This window comes from Rhodanobacter glycinis (assembly GCF_900114325.1).
GTDB lineage: Bacteria > Pseudomonadota > Gammaproteobacteria > Xanthomonadales > Rhodanobacteraceae > Rhodanobacter_A > Rhodanobacter_A glycinis.
In genome coordinates, this window is the sequence record NZ_FOSR01000007.1 from 175,053 (window position 1) to 198,108 (window position 23,056).

The 23,056-nt window shown below is 63.2% G+C and carries 18 protein-coding genes; all 18 read left to right on the forward strand.

All coding sequences use genetic code 11. From position 1 onward, the window contains the following. Positions 1 to 117 precede the first annotated feature (117 nt). The 18 genes from BMY90_RS09725 (at position 118) to trbL (ending at position 23,045) form a co-directional block, all read left to right on the forward strand. Positions 118 to 2,871, forward strand: coding sequence for a TonB-dependent receptor (locus BMY90_RS09725; RefSeq protein WP_092703574.1), 2,754 nt, complete (start codon positions 118 to 120; stop codon positions 2,869 to 2,871). Between the two features lie 353 nt (positions 2,872 to 3,224). Further along, complete coding sequence (locus tag BMY90_RS09730; protein WP_092703576.1) at positions 3,225 to 5,024, forward strand: ABC transporter ATP-binding protein/permease; 1,800 nt, start codon at positions 3,225 to 3,227, stop codon at positions 5,022 to 5,024. 184 nt (positions 5,025 to 5,208) lie between these two features. Next, complete coding sequence (gene trxA / locus BMY90_RS17570; RefSeq protein WP_092703578.1) at positions 5,209 to 6,531, forward strand: thioredoxin; 1,323 nt, start codon at positions 5,209 to 5,211, stop codon at positions 6,529 to 6,531. Next, positions 6,528 to 9,290 carry a M16 family metallopeptidase gene (locus BMY90_RS09740; protein WP_092703580.1) on the forward strand — a complete coding sequence of 921 codons (2,763 nt, stop codon included), beginning with the start codon at positions 6,528 to 6,530 and terminating at the stop codon, positions 9,288 to 9,290. Before trxA ends, BMY90_RS09740 begins: the two co-directional genes overlap by 4 nt. An 84-nt stretch (positions 9,291 to 9,374) precedes the next feature. Beyond that, positions 9,375 to 10,025, forward strand: a complete 651-nt coding sequence (gene pcp / locus BMY90_RS09745) for a pyroglutamyl-peptidase I (RefSeq protein ID WP_092703581.1) — start codon at positions 9,375 to 9,377, stop codon at positions 10,023 to 10,025. Between the two features lie 119 nt (positions 10,026 to 10,144). Further along, positions 10,145 to 11,623: a leucyl aminopeptidase gene (locus BMY90_RS09750; protein ID WP_217638567.1), complete on the forward strand. Its 1,479-nt coding sequence runs from the start codon at positions 10,145 to 10,147 to the stop codon at positions 11,621 to 11,623. Between the two features lie 54 nt (positions 11,624 to 11,677). Next, a complete protein-coding gene (gene trxB / locus BMY90_RS09755; protein ID WP_092703585.1) occupies positions 11,678 to 12,649 on the forward strand; it encodes a thioredoxin-disulfide reductase in 972 nt (323 codons plus the stop codon). A 109-nt stretch (positions 12,650 to 12,758) separates the two neighbouring features. After that, on the forward strand, positions 12,759 to 13,664 hold the full coding sequence (locus tag BMY90_RS09760; protein ID WP_092703587.1) for a LysR family transcriptional regulator: 906 nt from the start codon (positions 12,759 to 12,761) through the stop codon (positions 13,662 to 13,664). A gap of 41 nt (positions 13,665 to 13,705) precedes the next feature. Then, positions 13,706 to 13,951 carry an EexN family lipoprotein gene (locus BMY90_RS09765; RefSeq protein ID WP_092703589.1) on the forward strand — a complete coding sequence of 82 codons (246 nt, stop codon included), beginning with the start codon at positions 13,706 to 13,708 and terminating at the stop codon, positions 13,949 to 13,951. A 221-nt stretch (positions 13,952 to 14,172) separates the two neighbouring features. After that, on the forward strand, positions 14,173 to 16,170 hold the full coding sequence (locus BMY90_RS09770; protein WP_092703590.1) for a conjugal transfer protein TraG: 1,998 nt from the start codon (positions 14,173 to 14,175) through the stop codon (positions 16,168 to 16,170). Next, a complete protein-coding gene (locus tag BMY90_RS09775; RefSeq protein WP_092703592.1) occupies positions 16,167 to 16,628 on the forward strand; it encodes a CopG family transcriptional regulator in 462 nt (153 codons plus the stop codon). The genes BMY90_RS09770 and BMY90_RS09775 overlap by 4 nt, the downstream gene beginning before the upstream one ends. A gap of 56 nt (positions 16,629 to 16,684) precedes the next feature. Further along, positions 16,685 to 17,635, forward strand: a complete 951-nt coding sequence (gene trbB / locus BMY90_RS09780; RefSeq protein ID WP_425438654.1) for a P-type conjugative transfer ATPase TrbB — start codon at positions 16,685 to 16,687, stop codon at positions 17,633 to 17,635. Beyond that, positions 17,632 to 17,973 (forward strand): TrbC/VirB2 family type IV secretion system protein, encoded by a 342-nt coding sequence (locus tag BMY90_RS09785; protein WP_092703596.1) that lies wholly within the window; start codon positions 17,632 to 17,634, stop codon positions 17,971 to 17,973. Before trbB ends, BMY90_RS09785 begins: the two co-directional genes overlap by 4 nt. Next, positions 17,970 to 18,251, forward strand: coding sequence for a VirB3 family type IV secretion system protein (locus tag BMY90_RS09790; RefSeq protein WP_092703598.1), 282 nt, complete (start codon positions 17,970 to 17,972; stop codon positions 18,249 to 18,251). The genes BMY90_RS09785 and BMY90_RS09790 overlap by 4 nt, the downstream gene beginning before the upstream one ends. Before the next feature lie 10 nt (positions 18,252 to 18,261). Continuing rightward, entirely contained in the window at positions 18,262 to 20,682 is a 2,421-nt protein-coding gene (gene trbE / locus BMY90_RS09795) for a conjugal transfer protein TrbE (protein ID WP_092703600.1), read from the forward strand. A 2-nt stretch (positions 20,683 to 20,684) separates the two neighbouring features. Next, a complete protein-coding gene (trbJ, locus tag BMY90_RS09800) occupies positions 20,685 to 21,413 on the forward strand; it encodes a P-type conjugative transfer protein TrbJ (RefSeq protein ID WP_092703602.1) in 729 nt (242 codons plus the stop codon). A gap of 4 nt (positions 21,414 to 21,417) precedes the next feature. After that, positions 21,418 to 21,711: a hypothetical protein gene (locus tag BMY90_RS09805; protein ID WP_092703603.1), complete on the forward strand. Its 294-nt coding sequence runs from the start codon at positions 21,418 to 21,420 to the stop codon at positions 21,709 to 21,711. Then, entirely contained in the window at positions 21,708 to 23,045 is a 1,338-nt protein-coding gene (gene trbL / locus BMY90_RS09810) for a P-type conjugative transfer protein TrbL (RefSeq protein WP_092703605.1), read from the forward strand. The genes BMY90_RS09805 and trbL overlap by 4 nt, the downstream gene beginning before the upstream one ends. The last annotated feature ends 11 nt before the right edge of the window (positions 23,046 to 23,056 follow it).

A 23,056-nucleotide genomic window follows, 5' to 3' on the forward strand; every position in this document is an offset into this window, starting at 1 on the left:
GGATCCCGCTGAGGAGCGCGCAAGAAAAGTGACGACCACATGTCCGGATCGTGTCAACCCATCGTCTCCTGCTAAAGAGCCCGTCGTCGACGGGACATAGTGATCGGAGGGGATGCTATGTTTTTTGCACGTCGTAACGTTGTGGCGATCGCGGTGTTGCTGGCCCTGGGGGCGGTGCCAGCTGTGTACGCGCAGGCCAGTTACAACTTCAACCTGCCGGCGCAGCCGCTGGCCGACGCGCTTCGCGCCGTCGGTAGCCAGGGTGGCGTCAATGTCACATTCGAGCCAGCTACGGTGCGAGGTCGCAATGCCCCCGCGCTGAAGGGCAGCTATTCCGTGCGGCAGGCGCTGGATCACCTGCTAGCAGGTTCCGGGTTGGTCTTGCGGACAACGCAAGGCGGCTCGTTTCTAGTGGAGATGGGAGACGCGACGGGCAAGGCGCCTTCGGCTGCGGCACAGGGGAAGGACTTTGATTTCAATATCCATCCGCAGAACCTGGCAAACACGTTGCGTGCGATTGCACGCACCACCGGGCAGCGGATCGATTTTGGCGCGGATCTGGTTTCTAAAAAAAAAGCTGATGTCGTCATCGGCCGCTTTACGGCGATCGACGCGTTGCAGCGGGCACTCGTGGGTACCGGTCTGCATGCGGTGATCGCGCCATCGGGCGTGGTGATCATTCTACCCGGTGCTGCAACGGCCGGCGAAGGCATCCAGGAGCTGCCCGACGTCCTGGTTCAAGCCACGGTCGAGGGTCTGGCGGCGACGCGCGTAGCGACCGCATTGAGGGAAATTCCGCAATCGGTCTCGGTGATATCACAAGAAACGCTGCAGCAGCAGAATGCCAACGGATTGGCCGACGCGCTTGATTGGGCGACCGGTATCACCGTTCAGCAGAACGGCACTTCCGCGAATACGACCTTTTCTGCAAGAGGCTTCGGTGTCGACGAAGTTCATGTGGATGGTGGTGGCCCCATCACTCTGAGCCCAAACACCACAACTGCAGCTGGCTCACCACTCGACGATCTCTCCGAGTACGACCACATCGAGATATTGCGCGGTTCGGATGCCCTTTTCGGCGGGGCAGGCAATCCCGGCGCCACGATCAGTCTGCAACGCAAGCAACCGCAGGCCAATGACGAAGCCAGTGCCACCGTTACGATAGGTTCGTACAACTATTACCGGGAAATGCTCGATGCCACAGGCTCACTGGGGTTTGACGGGGCGCTTCGCGGACGCATCGTGGCATCCAATACGGACCAGGATTATTTTTACGATATAGCGAGCCGCAAGCAGCATAAGCTCTATGGCATTCTGCAGTATGACCTGACGTCCATGACGATGTTGACTGTCGGTGGCTCCCTCGAGCAGGTTAATGCTGTGCCATTTGACGTCGGGCTGCCACGTTATATCGATGGCGCCGATCCGCATCTGCCACGCTCCACGGCGCTGGCGTTCCCGTGGAATCGGAGCACCGCGCACAACAGTGAAGCCTTCGTGCAGCTGGAGCAGCGATTCAACGACGACTGGAAGCTGAAGGTCGAGTCAACCATGATCGATCAAGACAGCCGTTCCAGAATTGGGGCGTCCTCTTCCTCTGGCATCAATCCGGTTACGAATACCATTCCTGGTGTCCTGGGCCAAGGTGTCGCGTCCGAATCAAACCTGGCGGTCACGGGGGACGCCACCCTGACAGGATCTTTTGAGGTGGGTGGCCATCGGCAGGACGTTATCGTCGGTATGGACTACACGAGACAGACTTACTCAGTACCTCAACAGGATAGTGAACTTGCAGGTCCTCCGCTGAATCCATGGTCCTTCGATCCTTCGGCGTATACGGCAGCTCCGCCGGGACTCCTTACCCCAGTAATTGATGAGTACAATTATGCCTATACAAAGCAAATTGGCGGATATGCTGCGCTTCGCCTGCGCTTTCTGGACGGCTGGTCGGCTGTCATTGGGGCGCGTGACAGTTACTACCGAAACGAAACGCGATTCTCGGAAAACCTGGACTACGGTCCGCCGCTCGGCAGCTTCGGATTTTCGGGAGCTCCAATCAGGAATGTCTCCACCGGTGTGGTTACCCCTTATGCGGGTCTGACCTACGATATCAGCAAAGATTATTCGCTCTACGCCAGTTACGCTGATATTTACAAGCCAAACAGTGGTCAGTTGACGGCTTCTGGTGGACTGGTTCCTCCCGTTCGTGGTGTCAATCTCGAAGTGGGTGCGAAGGGTGCCTGGTATGGAGGTCTGCTCAACGGTTCAATCGCCCTTTTCAGGATCGACCAGCGCAACAATCCAACGTATTTCAACCCGGGTGGAAATTACAATAACCCGAATTGCTGTTTTGTCGATGGAGACAATACCAGCAAAGGCGTTGAAGCCGAACTTAGTGGTCGCTTGACGCCAAATTGGCAGATAAGCGCTGGGTATACCTTCGATATCAACAGGGAAAATGCCAACCTGGCCAATACTCCAGGGGTTACGCAAGGTGTACTGAGCTCAATCACGCCGAAGCATATGTTCAAGGTCTGGACCGACTATCGACTGCCGGGCATGGACAATCGTTGGAGTATCGGTGGCGGGTTGCGTGCGCAGACCTCAAGCTACGCTACCGGTGAGGCCTGTCCAACCTACGATGCGTTAGGCAACTGTCTGGGGACCTTCGCTCCTTACGCCATCCGACAAGGGTTCTACACGGTGGCTACCTTGCGTGCCGGTTATCAGATCAATAGGCACTGGTCGATGGCATTGAATATCGACAACCTGTTTGATCGGACCTATTACCAGACGACCGGAGAAATCTACGGGGGTAACTGGTATGGCACGCCGCGCAGCTTCATGCTGACGATCAAGGGACAGCTGTGACCTATCGGTGTGATCCGGTCTCGTAGCCACTGTCTTGTGGCTACGGAACTAAAGTGCGCCACTTCACGCCAGCGCAACTCGGGCAATGAAAGCGATTTGGCAACCCGTACTGGGCTGTTCCAAGGATGGCCCAGTGCGAGCCTGTGCAATTTGCTGGCCGCCTTGTTGCACTTTCGTCAAAACGAATGTCCGGATTTTCCAGCTGTGGCGTCTATGACATGAGTGCCGCATTGACGCATCGCATGTGTTTCGGCGTTTGGCGACCGCAACCCTTATGTCTGACTTCCTGACCGTCGGTATCGATTCAGATAAGACGTTGGGCGTCTCATGTCATTCACCCTATCAGAGTCTAGATGGACGCACGTACCCTTCATTCGGATCCGGCAGATTACAAGGTATCGCGCCAGCTGTTCGCACGCCTCTGGAGGTTAGCCCGGCCGTACTGGGTTGCCAAGGAGAACCGGCTAGCACGCTTGAGCATGATCGGCCTATTGGTGCTGGTTCCCGTCCAGAGCGGCATCGCCGTCTGGATAGCGATACTCACAAAGGACATGACCAACGCAATCGTCGCCAAGGAGCGCGCGGGTTATGCCGTCTTGTTCTGGTCCACGACTGGCGTAGGGGCGCTGTCGGTGGTCATCGTGATGGCCATGTTGTTTCTTTCCACCTGGCTCAGCGTGGACTGGCGCCAGTGGCTGACCGACTACATGGTCAAGCGATATCTGGACAAGAAGACGTATTACGACATCGCTTTGCGTGAGGATCTGGACAACCCCGACCAACGTATCCAGGAACAGGTCCTGCCCTTCGTCGAGGCGGTTATCCAGATTCCGCGCCAGCTTCTAAGCCAGACACTGATGCTGATCAGCGGAGGGGTGATCATTTCGTCGATCAGCTCGACGATGACGTTGTACGTGATCGGCTATGCCGTGCTGCAAACCGTCGTCACGCTGGTGATGTACACGCCGATGATCCGGTTGCAGTTCGACAATACCGTGGCCGAAGCGGACTTGCGCCACGGCATCCTGCATGTACGCGAAAACGCTGAAACGGTTGCGTTCTATCGCGGTGAGGACAGCGAACACACGCAGATCTGGGAGCGCCTGAAGGCGGTCACCCGCACCAGGATGGCCGTGCTGATCTATACCATGAAGCTCACGGGAGCCACCCAGGGCATGCAGGTCATCTGGCAGATAGCTCCGTTCTTCTTGATAGCTCCGTTGTTCTTTGCCGGCAAGATCGAGTTTGGTGCCATCGCCATGGCGACGACCGCCGCGGGCACCATGCTCTCGGCTCTGACGACGCTGAGCAGCTTCATCCCCATGCTGACCCAGATGGCACCCGGCGCGGTGCGTCTGGCGCAGATCCTCGAACGCTTCGATGCCATGGATGCGGAACGCGCGAACAGCAATGCGCCGCGAATCACGGTTACGGAAGGCCCCTTTCTCGTCATAGACAACGTGGACCTGGAAACGCCAGGCGGCGAGCAGCTGCTCGCCCACGGACTCGACTTCACCCTGTGTCCGGGTGAGAACCTGATCATCGTCGGCCAGACCGGGGTCGGGAAAAGCTCCTTGCTCCGTGCGATGGCTGGTCTATGGCAACGCGGCACGGGCTCGATGGTCATGCCGCCGTGCGAGGACAGCATGTTCCTGCCACAGCGGCCGTACATGATCCTTTCCAATCTGCGCTCTCAGTTGCTCTACCCGCGGCGGGTCCGCAAGGGCAAGGATCTTTCGGACGCAGAGTTGCAAGGCATCCTCGAACAGGTCTTTTTGCCGAATCTGCTGGAAAAGCATGGTGGCCTGGATGCGGTGCGCGATTGGGCCAAGGTGCTTTCGCTTGGCGAGCAGCAGCGTATCGCCTTTGCGAGGGTGCTGATATCAGGAGCGAAGTACATCTTCCTCGACGAAGCCACCAGCGCCATGGACATCGCTACCGAGGCAGCGGTGTACGCACTGCTCAGGAAAGCCGGGACAACCTACGTCAGCGTGGGGCATCGCGAAACGCTGCTGCATTTCCACGACCGAGCGTTGTGTCTTTATCCGGAAGGGCGCTATCGCTTGATGTCTGCGAAGGAACTGGTGATGACGGCATCGGGCAGTACAACGGGCTTGGAGTCGGTGCCCGAAGCCGGGCAACGGCACGGGTGATGCCATGAAATGCGCGGATTTTAATCAGTGCATTAGGGCTGTCGTCGCCGTGAAGACGTGAATAGGAAGCGATTGCCATGTCGAGGATGCGATGTGTACCAGTTGATCCCACGCAACGAAAGTTTGTGCGTATCGAAGCTGCGACGAGGCTGGTACGTGTACGAAACGAACCGAGAGAGAGCCAATGAGCGAGCACGCTGTTGATGTTACAGAAGCCACCTTTGCTGACGAAATCGAGCAAGCCGAATTGCCCGTGCTCGTCGATTTCTGGGCGCCTTGGTGCGGCCCCTGCAAGCAGCTCGCACCCCGGTTCGACGAACTGGCGCAGATGTACCAGGGGCGCGTCAAGTTCGCCAAGATCGACATCGACGGGAACAAGGCGCTCGCTGAGCGCTTCGGGGTACGTAGCGTGCCTGCGTTGCTGTTGCTGAAAGCCGGCGAAGTCGTCGCACAGACGCTTGGCGCGCAGAGCAGGTCGGCACTGGTCGACTTGCTCGACCCACATGTCACTGCGCAGACAAGCGGGAACTCACCGGATCCGGTGAAATCCCTGCGCGCATTTCACGGTGACGGTGGGCTCAAGCGGAAGGTGATCGATCAGGTGCGTAAGCACATTGAGGCCGGCCAGGTCCAGGTGCGCGGCCCATTCCCGCCGACGGGGCCTATCTGTGAGGTGGAAAAAGGGCAATACACGTTGATTGGTGCGGTCTTGCACGGCACCAGCATGGAGCAGTATGAAGCGACTCTCGGCATTCCCGCTAGCGCAGCCATTCTGGAGGATTTCATACACGCCTTCCCCATGCAGGTGTCGGCGGATGCGCTCGGTAGCCTGAGCTATACGCTGCAGGGGGCGATGCATGACTATCCCCTGGAATGGTTTGAAGCCATCCCTCCCGGCGCGGATCTTCGATACATCACCTCCCATTTTCTGCATGGGCTGTTGCTTGACCTGGCCGAGGGCTCTCCGCCATTGCCGTTCGGCGCGAGGAGCTCGGACAGTATCAGGGCACCTGTACGCGATGTTGCCATGCTGCATGGGCGCATGGCCAAGGGGGACGCGCCGTCGGCCGCGGAATGGAAGGCAGCGCGCGAGACGGCAGGCAAGGCGAGCCCCAGTTACCAGGAAGACGCCGTTTCCTGGGGAGTGGCCACGTGTGCCGAGGCGACGAGCTGGCCCTCGGACGAGTTGCCTTTCGTCGCGCGCGAAGGTCTCAATGCGCTCTTTTCCTCGCTACGCGAGACGGCCGTCCGGCATGGGTACTCCGCAGAAGCTTGGGCCGAGCGCGAGGCAATCGCGGCAACTTACCAGAAGAAGAAAGAGTCCGAGCCCCACGCGGGCAGGGACGCGATCTTCGCCTGGGAGGAGACGAAGGCGTTCTTCGCAATGTTGAAGGACGCTCGACCCACCGACACCGCACAGTTGGAACTGCTTCAGCACACCTTGGGCAAATACTGGCACCAAGGGTTGATGCAGGCTCTTGCGAAGACACTGCAGCAGGAGGCATGACCGTGGACATACCCGTGATCGATTTCTCGAAGTTCCATCTAGATAACGGCCTCACCGTAATCGTGCATGAAGATCACAAGTCGCCAGTAGTGGCGGTATCGATGTGGTACCACGTCGGTTCTGCGAATGAGCCGCCCGGGAAGACCGGTTTCGCGCATCTGTTCGAACACCTGATGTTCTCGGGCTCCGAACACCACAGGAGCTCGTACTTCAGGCCATTCGAGCTTATTGGCGCCACCGACCAGAACGGTACCACCTGGTTCGACCGGACCAACTACTTCGAGACGGTGCCGAGTACCGCCCTGGACGTGGCGCTATGGATGGAGTCCGACCGCATGGGCCATTTGCTCGACGCGATCGGCCAGCAGGAGCTCGATACGCAACGTGGGGTTGTACAGAACGAGAAGCGCCAGAATGAAAACCAGCCTTATGGTCGGAGCATGGAGAACATCCAGCTCCACGCGTTTCCGGCCAACCACCCTTATCAACACACCACCATTGGTTCCATGGCTGATCTCGACGCAGCCTCGCTCGACGATGTGAAGCAGTGGTTCCGTGACTATTACGGTGCGGCGAACACGGTTTTGGTGCTGGCCGGCGATATCACGCCAGCGATGGCCAGGGAAAAGGCCGAACGGTATTTTGGCCATATCTCGTCCGGCCCTTCGGTGATGCGCCCGGCGTCTTGGATCGCGCCACGACAGGTATCCACCCGTGGCACGTTGGCGGACCATGTTCCCCAGGTACGGATGGTGAAGGAATGGAACGTACCGCCGATGGGTCACAAGGACGTTTCGCTGCTGGAACTGGCGGCGTGGGTGCTTGGCGGAGGTACAACCTCACGCATGTATCAGCGTCTTGTGTATCGCGACGGGTTGGCCGACAGCGTCAGCATTGGCGTGCAGTCGCTGGCCCTCGTCAGCATGTTCATGCTGGAAGTGGGTGTCAGGCAGAGTGTCGATCCTGCGCTTGTCGAGGCGGCCATCGCGGATGAGTGGTCGATTTTCCTCAAGGATGGTCCGACCGAGGACGAACTGGCTCGAGCCAAGGCAGTGCTGCGCCTGGGCTTTGTCAGCCAGATGGAAAAGGTGGGTGGTTTCGGCGGCAAGGCCGCGATTCTCGCGCAGGGCGAGCTTTACCGCGGCGATCCGGCTGCCTATCGGATCGATCTTGCGCGTCGTGACGCGGCGACGACAGTATCGGTCCTCACTGCAGCTAGACAATGGATTGCGCAGGGCGACTATACGTTGACCGTGCTGCCCGCCATTGCCGATCAGGCGACGATCGACTCGACGGCGGAGCAAGGTTTGCCGGCCGTGCCCGACAAACCCGCTACCGTCATCGTACCGGTGCGTGAATTCGCGAGGGCTGAAAGCAAGGTCGACCGTAGTGCGGGTGTGCCTTCAGTCGAGACGTTCCCGGAGCTGACCTTTCCAGCCGTTCAGCGTGGTCGTTTGAAGAACGGCATCGAGGTGGTGCTGGCTGAGCGCCATGCGATTCCGATGGTCCAAGTGCAATTGCAGTTCGATGCTGGATTCGCCGCAGACCGTAGGCACCAGCTCGGCCTCTCGAGGATGACTGGGTCCATGCTCGATCAGGGCACCCTGAATCTGGATTCGGTGCAAATCGCCAAACAACAGCAGCGCCTGGGCGCGCAGCTCGGCGTTTCCATGGGACTGGACACCAGCAACGTCGGCGTCAATGCATTGAGCTCCAGCCTGGCTGGTGCGCTGGAGCTTTTGGCCGATATGGTTCGCCACCCGGCGTTTCGGGAAGCCGACTTCGAACGCCAGCGGGCGCTGGCACTGGCAGCCATTCAGCGCGAGCGTAGCCAGCCTGGCAGTTTCGGCGGGCGTGTGTTGCCGCCGCTGCTGTACGGCAAGGATCACGCGTACGGGATACCTTTCTCGGGTATCGGTACGGGTGCCTCGGTCAATGCGCTAACTACCGATGACCTGCATGCTTTTCACCGCGTATGGATCCGGCCGGACAATGCGACCATCCTGGTAGTTGGCGATACCCGACTGGATGTGCTTCTACCTCTGCTCGACGCGGTTTTCGGCGACTGGACTGCACCGGTAGTGCCGAGGCCCGACAAGAATCTTGCCTATGTGCAAAACCGCATTGCTCCACGCGTTCTTCTGGTGCATCGACCTGATGCCCTGCAGTCGCACATCAGCGCTGTCAATGTCGCACCGCCGACTTCGTCGCCAGGGTACACGGCGGTGCGACTGGCGAATACGACATTCGGAGGCACTTTCACTTCGCGCTTGAACATGAACCTGCGCGAAGACAAGCGCTGGTCCTACGGTGCACGAAGCAACCTGGGCGATGCCATCGGGCAGCGTCTTCTGACAGTTTCCGCACCGGTACAAACGGACAAGACGGCAGAATCGATGCGCGAGATGCTGCGCGAGATGGAAGCGATCGCTGGCGATCGGCCGCCAACCCAAGGTGAGATCGACAAGGTCAAGGTGCAGGGCCTGCGCATGCTTCCGGGGGGCTACGAGTCGAGCGCGGCGGTGCTCCAGACCTTGTGCACCAACAAGCTATACGGGCGACCGGACGACTATGCCTTGGCTTTGAGGCAGCGTTTGGAGGGGCTCACCGTGGCGCAGGTGGCGGCAGTCGCAGAGGAACTGTTTTCACCCGAGGCTTTCACGTGGCTCATCGAGGGCGATCTGTCGAAGATCGAGACGCCGGTGCGTTCATTACGCCTTGGCGATGTCAGCGTGCTCGATGTGGCGGAGGAGGGGTAACTGGAGCGGATGCCCGCCGTCGCCACGCTATGGCGCGGCGGGGATGAAAACATAGCGGGTGTTTAGACGAAGGCCTCCAATACGATGAAGACGATCCTGCTTACAGGCTTCGAACCTTTTGCGGGCGAGACCTTGAATGCCTCATGGGAAGTGGCGCGACGATTGCATGGCACGCTGGCGGAGGATGGTAGCCGTGTGATCGCGATGCAGTTGCCGTGTGTGTTCGAGCGCGCCTTGCGCGTACTCGAGGAACGGCTGGATTCGCTTCGGCCGCAGACCGCGGTGGCGTTGGGCCAGGCGGGTGGTAGTCCCTGTGTCCGGCTGGAACGAGTGGCCATCAACCTGGACGATGCCTGCATGGTCGACAACGCGGGTCGGCAGCCGGTCGATGTTCCTGTCGTCCATGGCGGACCAACGGGCTACTTCAGCGGTCTGCCGATCAAGGCGATGGCGTCAGCCCTACGCAAGGCACACATTCCAGTTTCGGTTTCACACAGCGCCGGCACCTATGTCTGCAACCACGTTTTCTACGGATTGATGCATGAGGCTGGTCGCCGCGAGAGCTTGAAGCGCGCTGGGTTCATCCATCTTCCCTACTTGCCCGAGCAGGCCACGCGCTATCTCAAGGCTCCGGCGATGTCCCTGGAAACCCAGCTGTCGGCCATGCGCTTGGCCTTGCGGGTCGTTCAGACAACCCATAAGGACGAGATCTTGTCCGAAGGCACGCTGGATTGAGATGGTTTCCCTTGCGCGGACCAGCATGCATTAGCGGCCTCAGCCAATTTCCCCGAGCCGGTTGGCAGTAGCCCCGGCTTTTTTTTCAACTACATGTGAAATACACCATGAGCCACTCCTTGAAGATCGAATTGCAACGCATGCCGTCGGATGAACTCCTCCTCCAGCATCAGTGCGACTGCCTGGTCGTGGGAGTCGGCGTTGGGGCGGATAGCCGGTGGGCGACGGTGCTTACGTTGATCGACCGGGTCGGCGGCGGGTTGCTTACACGGCTTCGTGACGAGCGCGAACTACCCCGCAAGGTGGGACAGACATTGCTTCTGCATGCTGTGGGTGGTCTTTCCGCCCGGCGGCTCCTGCTGGTGGGTCTTCAGGATGGCGAATCAAGCACCCCCGCCAAACTCCTGAGGGCGACCCGCGCAGCGGCTGCCGCCATCGAGACCAGTCGGGCGAGGTCGATCGGATGGGCGTTGGGCGACCCGTCTGAATTGCTGGCGTTGTCGGTGCTGGCACTGCGAGATGCCCATTACCGATGCGACAGTTACCGGCAAGCGGAAGAAGAACCTTTGGAGCGTACCGTCTGCCTTTTTTCGGCGGCCGATGACGAATCGACCCAGGGTCGCGTGATGCAGGCCCTCGCCATTGCCAACGGGGTGGATCTCGCGCGGGACCTTGGCAACGCGCCCGCCAATGTTTGCACGCCCGCGTACCTTGGCAACGCAGCGGAAGCATTGGCGCGGGACTTGGCGCTTGAAATCGAGGTTCTTGGTCACGACGAGATCAAGGCATTGGGCATGGAGTCCTTTCTGGCGGTTTCCCGAGGCTCCGCGGAGCCCCCTCGGTTGATTGTCATGAACTATCGGGGTGGCCGGGATGCGTCCGCACCCATAGCGTTGGTGGGGAAGGGGGTGACGTTCGACTCGGGGGGTATCTCCATCAAACCGTCGGAAGCCATGGACGAGATGAAGTACGACATGTGCGGCGCAGCCAGCGTATTCGGTGTCATGCGCACATGTGCAGAGTTGAAGCTTCCGATCAATGTGGTCGGCGTCATCGTCGCTTGCGAAAACATGCCAAGCGGCGCTGCGCTCAAGCCGGGGGACGTGATTCGCAGCCTTTCGGGCAAGACCATCGAAGTGCTCAATACGGATGCCGAGGGTCGGCTGATCCTGTGCGATGCGCTTACCTACGTTCAACAACGCTTTTCCCCTGCGATGACCATCGACATCGCGACATTGACCGGGGCTTGCGTGATCGCCCTCGGGAGGGTCCACAGTGGCCTGTATGCCAACGATGATGTTCTGGCCAGCAGCCTGCTCGCGGCTGGATCGAAGGTATGCGATACCGCTTGGAGAATGCCGCTGGACGATGATTATCAGGAGCAACTCAAGTCGTCTGTTGCCGATGTCGCCAACATTGGTGGTCGACCAGCAGGGAGCGTTACGGCGGCCTGCTTCCTTGCGCGGTTCGTCAAAGGCAAGTGGGCGCATTTCGATATTGCGGGTACTGCATGGAAGAGTGGTCCCCACAAAGGAGGTACGGGGCGACCGGTGTCTCTGCTCTCGCAATTCCTCATCGATGCCTCGGAAGCGTCGTGAGCTCCGGCATTGAACTTCTCACCTCCTAAAAGAGCAGCATAAGGTCGTCAAAGCATGGAAACAGGGAAGCACCGACGTCTTGTCATCCTCGGCTCCGGCCCGGCCGGCTACACCGCCGCGGTGTACGCCGCGCGCGCCAACCTCAAGCCGACCATGATCACCGGCCTGCAGCAGGGCGGCCAGCTGATGACCACCACCGACGTGGACAACTGGCCGGGCGACGTCGAGGGGCTGCAGGGGCCGGCGCTGATGCAGCGCATGGCCGAGCACGCCGAACGCTTCCACACCGAGATGGTGTTCGACCACATCCACTCGGTGGACCTGAAACAGCGGCCGTTCCGGCTCAAGGGCGACTCCGGCGAATACACCGCCGACGCGCTAATCGTCGCCACTGGCGCCACCGCCAAGTACCTCGGCATCGCCAGCGAGGAGAAGTACAAGGGCAAGGGCGTCTCCGCCTGCGCCACCTGCGACGGCTTCTTCTTCCGCGAGCAGGAGGTGGTGGTGATCGGCGGCGGCAACACCGCGGTGGAGGAGGCGCTGTACCTCGCCAACATCTGCAGCAAGGTCTACCTGGTGCATCGCCGCGACAAGCTGCGCGCCGAGAAGATCATGCAGGACAAGCTGTTCGAGAAGGCCGCGGCCGGCAAGATCGAGCTGGTGTGGAACCACACCGTGGACGGGGTGCTGGGCGACGACTCCGGCGTCACCGGCGTGCGCGTGAAGGACGTCAACTCCGGCGCCACCCGCGACATCGCCGCCACCGGCTTCTTCGTGGCGATCGGCCACACCCCGAACACCGGCATCTTCGAAGGCCAGCTGGACATGCACGACGGCTACATCCGTATCCACAGCGGCCAGAGCGGCATGGCCACCATGACCTCGGTGCCCGGCGTGTTCGCCGCCGGCGACGTGGCCGACCACGTCTACCGCCAGGCGATCACCTCGGCCGGCTTCGGCTGCATGGCCGCGCTGGACGCCGAGCGCTGGCTGGACCAGGCATCCGCCAAGCTGAGGGTTTCATGATCTGCACGCGCATCGAGCTGGTTGTACGTGGAAGCCTGTACACGTGCTTGTGGAGCTACGGGTTCGGAGTTTAACGGTGCGCCGGTGCAGCGCCCAAGGACGTTGAGGCATGGAATTCCGCCATCTACGTGCGTTTGTGGCTGTGGCTGAGGAGCTCCATTTCGCTCGGGCTGCGGAGCGGTTGCATATCGAGCAATCGCCGTTGTCGCGGGCGATCAAGGAGCTGGAGTCTGATCTGGGTGTGCAGTTGTTCGAGCGCACTACCCGCAGTACCCGGCTCACTTGGGCGGGTCAGGTCTTTCTGGAAGATGTGCGCCGTGTGCGCGCAGCGCTTGACCAAGCCAAGGTCAACGTCAAGGCGGCAGCCAATGGTTACCGAGGGGTGCTACGCGTGGCTGTCTCCGACAGCATCGTACCGTCGCGGCTGGCGGCCTTGCTGGCGCAGTGTCGGGCCGAAGATCCCGAGGTGGAAATCCGCCTGTTCCAGACGCCTCTGGCACGGCAACTCAAAGGGCTGCGCACCGACCTGTACGACGTCGGGTTTGCGCAATCCGACGCGGTAGGGGAGGGGCTTGTGGCCGAACCCGTATGGCGCGACCCTCTGGCGGCGGCGGTGCCGGCACGGCACCCGTTGCTCGCCTACAAGCGTATTCCGTTGGAGGAAATGCTGCGCTATCCGCTGGTGTTGTGTCACCCGGAGGCATGCGAGGGCTGCGCACGGCAGATCGAGCGGGTGTTGCGTAAGTTGGACGCGGAACCGATCGTGGCCGATCGGGTGACCACGCACGACATGCTGCTGGCGTTGGTGGCTGCTGGCTATGGCATCGGTTTGACCAATGCGACCCACATCGAGGATTTCCGCCACCCCGAAGTCGTGGCCCGGCCATTGGCCGGTCGCGCGGTGATGTTGACGACGTATCTGCTGCGGCCCGACAGTGAGCCATCCGAACCGCTGCGGCATTTCATTGAGCGGGTTATGCCCGGATTCGTGGGTTCGCAGGGCGGCAAGGTTTGAGGAACACTACGTCGTCGAATGCTTGTTGCAGGAGGTGTCCCGTGAACAAGTCCTGTCTCTTGCTGGCAGCGTGCATGTTGGCAGCGTGTGGTAAAGCCACGCCCACCGATACGGTGGACTCGCTGATGGCGCATCCCGACCGACTGCACCAAGTGGAACGGCAGTGTGCGAACGACGACACGACGATGAGCGCTGCCGAATGCGAAGCGGCGTCCGAAGCGCGGCGCCGTCTTTTCATGGGTAACGGGCCGAAGTACACGCCTCCGAAGGAGCCGCCGAAGTTCTGATTCCTGGCAAGACGGCCCCGTTTTGACAGCGGATAGCGAATTGCGCCGCAGCACGCCCCGGCTGGCGGCGTCACCCGCGTTTCGGACGCTTCTTGAATTGTGGCATTTCTGGCCATTTCTACGGCTGAAACGGTCTTTGACCGGGGCTGGTGACGGCTTCAATTTTCCTGCTCATGCGGCATGTCCCCGCCGTATGAGGCAAGTGAGAATCGGAGGCCGGCATGAACGGGACCAGCGTGGCGTTCGGCCCGGTGCTGATGGTGTTCGGCGTCGTGGTCGCGGGAATTTGGGGTGCCACCCAATGGACCGCCGCACACCTGGGCTACCAGCTGCGCCTCGGCTCGCCCTGGTTCGACTGCCTTGGTGTTCCCGTCTATCGCCCGTGGCAACTGTTCCAGTGGTGGTACTGGTACGACGCCTATGCCCCGCGCCTGTTTCTCGAGGGTGGTGCCATCGCCGCCGGGGGTGGCGTGGCTGCCGCGTTCGTTGCCATCGGCATGTCGGTCTGGCGTGCGCGACAGTCGCGGCTCGTCACCACCTACGGCTCGGCGCGCTGGGCGGCGGCTCGTGACATCCGCAAGGCGGGGCTCGACAAGCCGGTCGGCGTCGTCCTTGGCCGCTACGACCGCCAGTACCTGCGCCACGATGGGCCGGAGCATGTCCTCGCGTTCGCGCCCACCCGCTCGGGCAAGGGTGCGGGCCTGGTGGTTCCGACCCTGCTGACCTGGCCGGCCTCGGCCGTCGTCCACGACATCAAGGGCGAGAACTGGCGGATCACGGCCGGCTGGCGCACGCGCTTCTCGCACTGCCTGTTGTTCAACCCGACCGATCCGACCTCGGCCGCGTACAACCCGCTGCTCGAAGTCCGGCGCGGCGCATACGAAGTGCGCGACGTGCAGAACATCGCCGACATCCTGGTCGATCCCGAAGGGGCGCTGGAGCGGCGCAACCACTGGGAGAAGACGTCGCACGCGCTGCTGGTCGGCGCGATCCTGCACGTGCTCTATGCGGGCGAGGACAAGACGCTGCGCGGCGTCGCCAACTTCCTTTCCGATCCGGCGTGCCCGTTCGAGTTGACGCTGCACCGGATGATGACGACCAGGCACCTGGGCAATGCGCCGCATGCCGTCGTCGCGTCGGCAGCACGCGAAGTGCTCAACAAGAGCGACAACGAGCGGTCGGGCGTGCTGTCCACCGCCATGTCGTTCCTTGGCCTCTACCGCGACCCCACGGTGGCCGAGGTCACGTCGCGTTGCGACTGGCGCATTGCCGACCTGATTTCCGCGGAGCATCCCGTCTCGCTGTATCTGGTGGTGCCGCCCTCCGACATCAGTCGCACCAAGCCGCTGATCCGGTTGATCCTCAATCAGATCGGACGACGCCTGATCGAATCGCTCGACGGCTCCGACGGCATCGTGCGGCGACACACGTTGCTGCTGATGCTCGACGAGTTTCCGGCGCTGGGCCGGCTGGATTTCTTCGAGTCGGCGCTGGCGTTCATGGCGGGCTACGGCATCCGCAGTTTCCTGATCGCGCAGTCGCTCAACCAGATCGACAAAGCCTACGGGCCGAACCACTCGATCCTCGACAACTGCCATGTGCGGGTGACGTTCGCCACCAACGACGAACGCACCGCCAAGCGTGTCTCCGAAACGCTCGGCACCGCGACCGAACTGCGCGCGCAGCGCAACTACGCCGGACATCGCCTTGCACCGTGGCTCGGGCACCTGATGGTGTCACGCCAGGAAACGGCGCGTCCGCTGCTGACCCCCGGCGAGGTCATGCAGCTTCCGCCCGACGAGGCAGTGGTGATGGTCTCGGGCATGGCGCCGATCAAGGCAAGGAAGTTGCGTTACTACACCGATGCCAACTTCAGGCGGCGCGTGCTGCCGCCGCCGGTCTTGTCGGGCGGTCGCTATGCCGATGTACCGCCATTGCGCTCCGACGATTGGAGCGGCCTGGCCATTCCCTCCGTGCCTTTGGCGCCTGCGCTCGCGCCCGTCGGCAGCCATGGGACAGCCGACGAGGGTGGTCTGCGTCGCCAGCCCGAGCTGGTCGAAGTGGCGATCGGTGTCCCTGAGTCTGACTCGCAGGCCGGCGACCTGGCCTTGCTCGATGACGACGACTTGCCGTTACCGCCGCCTGTGCAGCTCGATCGACGGCCGCAGCGTGGCGCACGGTTCGCGGCCCTCGACCCTGACGACGGGATCGCGCTATGAGCCAATACCGCCTCAACCTGTTCGTTTCCACCGAGCACGCACGGCGGCTCGGTGAGTTGGCCACCAAGAAAGGCGTGTCCAAGTCCTCCATCGTCGCCGCGGCGCTCGCATCCTGGCTGTCGTCCGACGCCGGCGACCAGCGCGAGGTCGCCATCGCACGCCGACTGGACCGGCTCACCCGCCAGTACGAGCGCCTGGAGCGTGACCAGGCCATCCTGATCGAGACCGTCGCGCTGTACGTGCGCTACTACCTCACGGTCACGACGCCGGTACCGGAGGCGCACCAGGACGCTGCGCGAGCCCAGGGCAAGGCACGCTTCACGCAGTTCGTCGAACAGCTCGGCCGGCATCTCCTGCGTGGCCATGGCTTGTTGCGCGACGTGGCGGAGCAGGTCCAGCCCGATACGGCGCGGCGCGAGGCCGCGCCAGCGGAGTCTATGGAGGGGGGCACGCCATGACGGTGCAGCCGCACGAACTGAGCCCGGCGGCGCGTGCGCTCGATCGGCGCGTGCGCATGCTGCGCACGGCGATGGGGCCGCTGATCGCCGCTGCGTTGGACGACCCGGACGTGGTGGAAGTGCTGCTGAACCCGGACGGTACACTGTGGATCGACCGACTCTCCACGGGGCGCGCGCCGACGGGCGCCTCGCTGTCAGCCGCTGACGGCGAGCGTATCATCCGGTTGGTCGCCGCGCACGTACGCGCTGAGGTCCATGCGGGCAAGCCGTTGTTGTCGGCGGAGTTGCCCGAGACCGGCGAACGCTTCGAGGGCGTGTTGCCGCCGGCGGTGCCTGGCCCGGCTTTCGCGTTGCGCAAGCGCGCGGTCGGGGTCATCGGCCTGGATCGCTATATCGCGGACGGCATCCTGGGCGCGGAACACGCCGTGTTCCTGCGCCAGGCCATAGGCGAGCGCCAGAACATCCTGATCGCTGGCGGCACCAGCAGCGGCAAGACCACACTCGCCAATGCCTTGCTCGCGGAGATCGCCGCTACGGGTGATCGCGTGCTTGTGCTCGAAGACACGGTGGAGCTGCAATGCGCCGCGCGCGACCACGTGCCCCTGCGCACGCTCCCTGGCGTCGTGTCGATGACCGAACTGGTGCGCGCCACGATGCGTCTGCGCCCCGACCGCGTGATCGTCGGCGAGGTGCGTGGCGGTGAAGCGCTCGATCTGGTCAAGGTCTGGGGCACCGGCCATCCCGGCGGCATCGCCACGGTCCATGCCGGCTCGGCGCACGGCGCGTTGCTGCGTGTGGAACAACTGATCCTCGAGGTTGCCGTGACCCCGCCTCGGGCGCTGATCGCCGAGGCGATCAACGTCGTCGTCTTCATCGCCGGACGTGGCCGCGCCCGGCGCATCCGGGACATCGCCCGTGTCGTCGGTTTCGACACGCGCGGCTACCGGCTCGATCCCGTGGCCGGTGCGTCGTCTTCCCCGTCCGCCACCCCTGGAGAACCGTCATGACACGAATCTGTCTTTACGACGATCCGTTTTTCCGTAACGCCTGGCTGTGGTTGTTCCTGCTGCTGATGTGTCTTGCGGCGACGGTAGCGCACGCGGCGGGCTCCAACATGCCGTGGGAAGCACCGCTGCAATCGATTCTCGAATCCATCCAGGGACCGGTCGCCAAGATCATCGCCGTCATCATCATCATCGTAACGGGCCTCACGCTCGCCTTTGGCGACACCAGTGGCGGCTTCCGGCGGTTGATCCAGATCGTGTTCGGACTCTCGATCGCTTTCGCCGCATCGAGCTTCTTCCTGTCGTTCTTCAGCTTCTCCGGCGGCGCGGTGGTGGCATGAGCGAGTCCGTCACTCCCGCCGGCTTCGCACCTGGATTCGAGGTGCCGCTGCACCGGTCGCTGACCGAGCCGATCCTGATGGGCGGTGCGCCACGCACCGTGGCGATTGCCAACGGCACGCTCGCCGCGGCCGTGGGGCTGGGTCTGCAACTGTGGATTCCTGGCATCGCGCTCTGGCTGATCGGCCATTCGCTGGCCGTGTGGGGCGCGAAAGTCGACCCGCAGTTCATGCCGGTGTTCGCGCGGCACCTGAAGCACCGACCGCTGCTGGACGTGTGAGGCCGATGCCATGTTGCACCTCGCCGAATACCGCCAGCGTCCCGCGTTGCTTGCCGACTGGTTGCCGTGGGCGGGACTGGTCGCGCCCGGTGTGGTGCTCAACAAGGACGGTTCCTTCCAGCGCACGGCCCGCTTTCGCGGGCCGGACCTGGACAGCGCGACGCAGGGCGAGCTGGTGGCCACGACCGCGCGCCTGAACAACGCGTTGCGCCGGCTCGGTTCGGGCTGGGCACTGTTCATCGAGGCGGAGCGCCGGGCGGCGGCCGACTACCCGCATTCGGCCTTTCCCGAACCGCTGTCCTGGTTGGTGGACGAGGAACGCCGCGCCGCGTTCGAGTCGGCGGGCAGTCACTACGAGAGTCGCTATCACCTGACGCTGGTCTACCTGCCGCCGGAGGAAGCCAGGGCGCGCGCCGCGAAAGTGCTGTACGAGAACACGCCCACGGCGGGCGTGGACTGGCGTGAACGGCTGACCGCCTTCATCGCGGAGACCGATCGTCTCTACGACCTGCTCGACGGCGTGATGCCGGAGATCGTGTGGCTGGATGACGGCGACACGCTGACCTACCTGCACGGCTGCATTGCCACGCGGCGTTATCGCATCGGCGTACCCGAGGTGCCGTTCCATCTGGACGCGCTGCTGGCCGACGCGGCGCTGATCGGTGGTCTCGCGCCGATGCTGGGCGATCAGCACCTGCGCGTCGTGACGGTGCGCGGTTTTCCGACCTCGACCTGGCCGGGATTGCTCGATGACCTCAACCGTCTGGGTTTCGCCTACCGCTGGTCCACGCGCTTCCTGTGCCTGGACAAGGCGGAAGCGGAGAAGGAGCTGACGCGGCTGCGCCGGCAGTGGTTCGCCAAGCGCAAGAACGTGGTGGCGCTCTTGCGGGAAACGATCTTCCAGCAGGAATCGCCGCTGGTCGATAGCGACGCGGCCAACAAGGCCACCGATGCCGACGCGGCCCTGCAGGAACTCGGCAGCGACCAGGTGGCCTTCGGCTACGTGACCACGACCGTCACGGTGATGGATGCGGACGCCACGGCGGCGGATGAAAAGCGGCGCCAGGTGGAGCGCGCCATTCAGGGCAGGGGGTTCGTCACGATCCCCGAAACCCTCAACGCGGTAGAGGCATGGCTGTCGTCGGTGCCGGGCCATGCCTACGCCAACGTGCGTCAGCCGAGCATTTCCACGCTGAATCTCGCGCACCTGATGCCGCTGTCGGCGGTCTGGGCCGGCCAGGAGCGCAACACGCATCTGGATGGCCTGCCGCTGATCGTCACGCGCACCGACGGCGCCACGCCGTTCCGGCTGGTGACGCACATCGGCGACGTCGGCCATGCCCTGGTGGTCGGCCCGACGGGCATGGGCAAGTCCGTACTGCTCGCGGTGCTGGCGATGCAGTTCCGGCGCTACCGCGGTTCGCGCATCTTTGCCTTCGACATGGGCCGCTCGATGCGCGCCACGATCCTGGGACTGGGTGGCGAGCATTACGATCTCGGCGCCGACGGCGCCATCGCCTTCCAGCCGCTTGCGCGCATCGACCAGGAGGGCTATCGCACCTGGGCGAGCGAATGGGTCGAAGGACGCCTGACGCACGAAGGCATCGCGGTCGGCCCCGACGAAAAGGCGGCCATCTGGTCGGCGCTCGGCAGTCTCGCTGGAGCGCCCATCGAGCAACGCACGCTGACCGGCCTGTCGGTGCTGCTGCAGTCCAACGCATTGCGCCAGGCGCTCGCCCCTTACGTACTCGGCGGCGCACATGGTCGCCTGCTCGATGCCGACCATGACCGTCTCGGCAGTGCCGACGTGCAGGGCTTCGAGATGGAGGAGCTGATGCACAGCAAGGCCGCCGTACTGGCCGTGCTGGGCTACCTGTTCGCGCGCTTCGACGAGCGGTTCGACGGGGCACCGACGCTGCTGATCCTCGATGAGTCGTGGCTGTTCCTCGATGACCCGGTGTTCGCCGCGCGTATCCGGCAGTGGCTGAAGACGCTACGCAAGAAGAACGTCTCGGTGATCTTTGCCACACAGTCGCTCGCCGACATCAAGGAATCAAGCATTGCGCCCGCGATCATCGAGAGCTGCGCGAGCCGCATCTTCCTGCCCAACCCGCAGGCGACCGAGCCGCAGATCCGCACGATCTACGAAGGTTTCGGCCTCAACAGTCGGCAGATCGAGATCGTCGCCACCGCGCAGCCCAAGCACGACTACTACTACCAGTCGCGTCTGGGCCATCGCCTGTTCGACCTCGATCTCGGGTCCGTGGCACTGGCCTTTGCCGGTGCCTCGACACCGCAAGACCAGCGCGACATCGACCGCGTGCTGCGCGATGCGGGCGCTCCCGGTTTCGCTGGCGCCTGGCTGCGCCACGCCGGTCTCGACTGGGCCGCCGACCTCATCCCCTCGTTCCCTTCGCACCCGGAGAGATAGCCATGAAGACCACCTGGCTGGCCGCCGCCGCGGCCGTGTTGTTCACGTGCTCATCGGCGAGCTTCGCACAGTGGGCGGTGTTCGACGCCGCGAACTTCTCGCAGAACCTGATGACCGCCGCGCGCGAACTGCAACAGATCGACAACCAGATCCAGCAGTTGCAGAACGAAGCAACCATGTTGACCAATCAAGGCCGCAACCTCACCAGCCTCAACTACAACTCGCTCTCGCAGTTGCTCACCACGCTGGCGAGCACGAACCAGTTGATCACGCAGGCGCAGGGATTGACCTTCAACGTCGCGCAGTCGCAGGCGACCTTCAACCGGCTGTATCCAGCGTCCTACGACGCCAGCACCAGCGCCGTGCAGATGATGCAGGACGCGCAAACGCGCTGGCAGACCTCGGTGCAGGCGTTGCAGACCGCGACGCAGATGCAGTCGCAGGCTGCGCAAAACCTGCTGTCGGATCAGGGCGTATTGAGCCATCTGGTGACGCAGAGCCAGGGCGCGGTCGGTGCGTTGCAGGCAAGCCAGGCCACCAACCAGTTGCTCGCGCTGATCGCGCGCCAGGCGATCCAGGCGCAACAGCTCACTGTGTCGCAGGACCGCGCGACCGCGCTGGATCAGGCACGCGCGGCGGCCGACGAGGCACAGGCCGAGCAGGTGCGTTCGCGTTTCATCGGCAACGGCCCGCAGTACACGCCGCAGCCGGTGAACTTCTACGGGAACTGATGCGATGAATCGCGCATGCGTCCTGTCCGTCGTCGTGGTGCTGGCCGCTTGTGGCCGGCACGCACCGGCGTTGACGGTAGACGCATTGGCCCGCGATCCGCAGCGGTTGAGGCCATTGCATCACCGTTGTGCGGTGGCTCGCGCGCAGGTCGGTGAAGCGACCTGCCGTATCGCGGGCGCGGCGTATGCGCGGCGTTTCTTCCTCGGCCTCGGTGGCCCGGATGAATACCAGACCCTGGCCTCGCTGCCGCCGATTCCGGTGAGCTTCGACGAGCCCGACGACGGAGTACGGCGATGAACGACATCTCCGTCATCGACCAGTTTCTGCAAGTCTTCTCGCAGTACATCGACTCCGGCTTCGGGTTGCTGCATGGTGAGGTCGCCTATCTCTCGGCCACGCTGATCGTCATCGACATGACGCTCGCGGGCCTGTTCTGGGCGATGGGCGGCGAGGAGGTGCTGGCCAAGCTGATCCGCAAGACGCTTTACGTTGGCGCCTTCGCCTACATCATCGGCAACTTCAATACGCTCGCCGGCATCGTGTTCCGCTCGTTCGCGGGTCTCGGGCTGCTGGCGACCGGCTCGACGGTCGGCATCGACAACTTCCTGCAACCGGGGCGGCTGGCGCAGATCGGCGTCCAGGCCGGCCAGCCGATCCTGCAACAGGTCGGCACGATGTCCCACGGCATTACCGCCGTTTTCAGCAACCTCGACATGATCGTGGTGCTGTTGTTCGCCTGGGTCGTGGTGGTCATCAGCTTCTTCATCCTGGCCGTGCAGCTTTTCGTGACGCTGGTGGAGTTCAAGCTGACCACGCTGGCCGGTTTCGTGCTGGTGCCGTTCGCGCTGTGGAACAAGACAGCCTTCCTCGCCGAGAAGGTGTTGGGCAACGTGGTGGCATCGGGCATCAAGGTGCTGGTGCTCGCCGTGATCGTCGGCATCGGCTCGACGATCTTCGGGCAGTTCCAGGCCTCGACGGGCGCCGGTCCGTCGCTCAATCACGCGCTCGCCGTCATGCTGGCGTCGCTCACGATGCTGGGCTTAGGTGTCTTCGGGCCGGGCATCGCCACGGGCCTGGTGTCCGGAGCACCGCAACTCGGTGCCGGCGCGGCGGTCGGCACGGCCCTCGGTGCGGCGGGCCTCGCAGTCGCGGGCGGTGCGGCCGTGGCGAGCGGCGGTGCCGCGGTAGCGGCGGGCACACGCCTGGCCGCGCGGGGCGCGGTGGGAACGGCGCGCGCGGCCAGCGGCGCCGCATCCGCCTATCGCGCCGGTGCGACGGCATCCGGCGCTTCGGGCACGCGTGCGTTCGGGGCCGGCATGGCCAACGTCGCACGCAGCGGCGCCCGGGCGGCTGGCGAGCGTGTCGCTGCCGGTGCTCGCGCCATGCGCGATCGCGTGGCCGCGACGGCGGGTTCGACTCCCGCGGCGGCATCCGCTGCCAGCGGACCCTCTGATACCTCACCGGGCGGTACCGCCTCTTCCACCGATCACCAGGCACCCGACTGGGCGCGGCGCCTGCAACGCCGTCAGCGCGTTGCGCATGGCGCCTCGACGGCTGCGCACGTCGTGCGCTCGGCTGATCACGGCGGCGGCGGGGCCGCGCCGGAACTTCACGATTCCTCGAACGAGTAAGGGGGCGAATC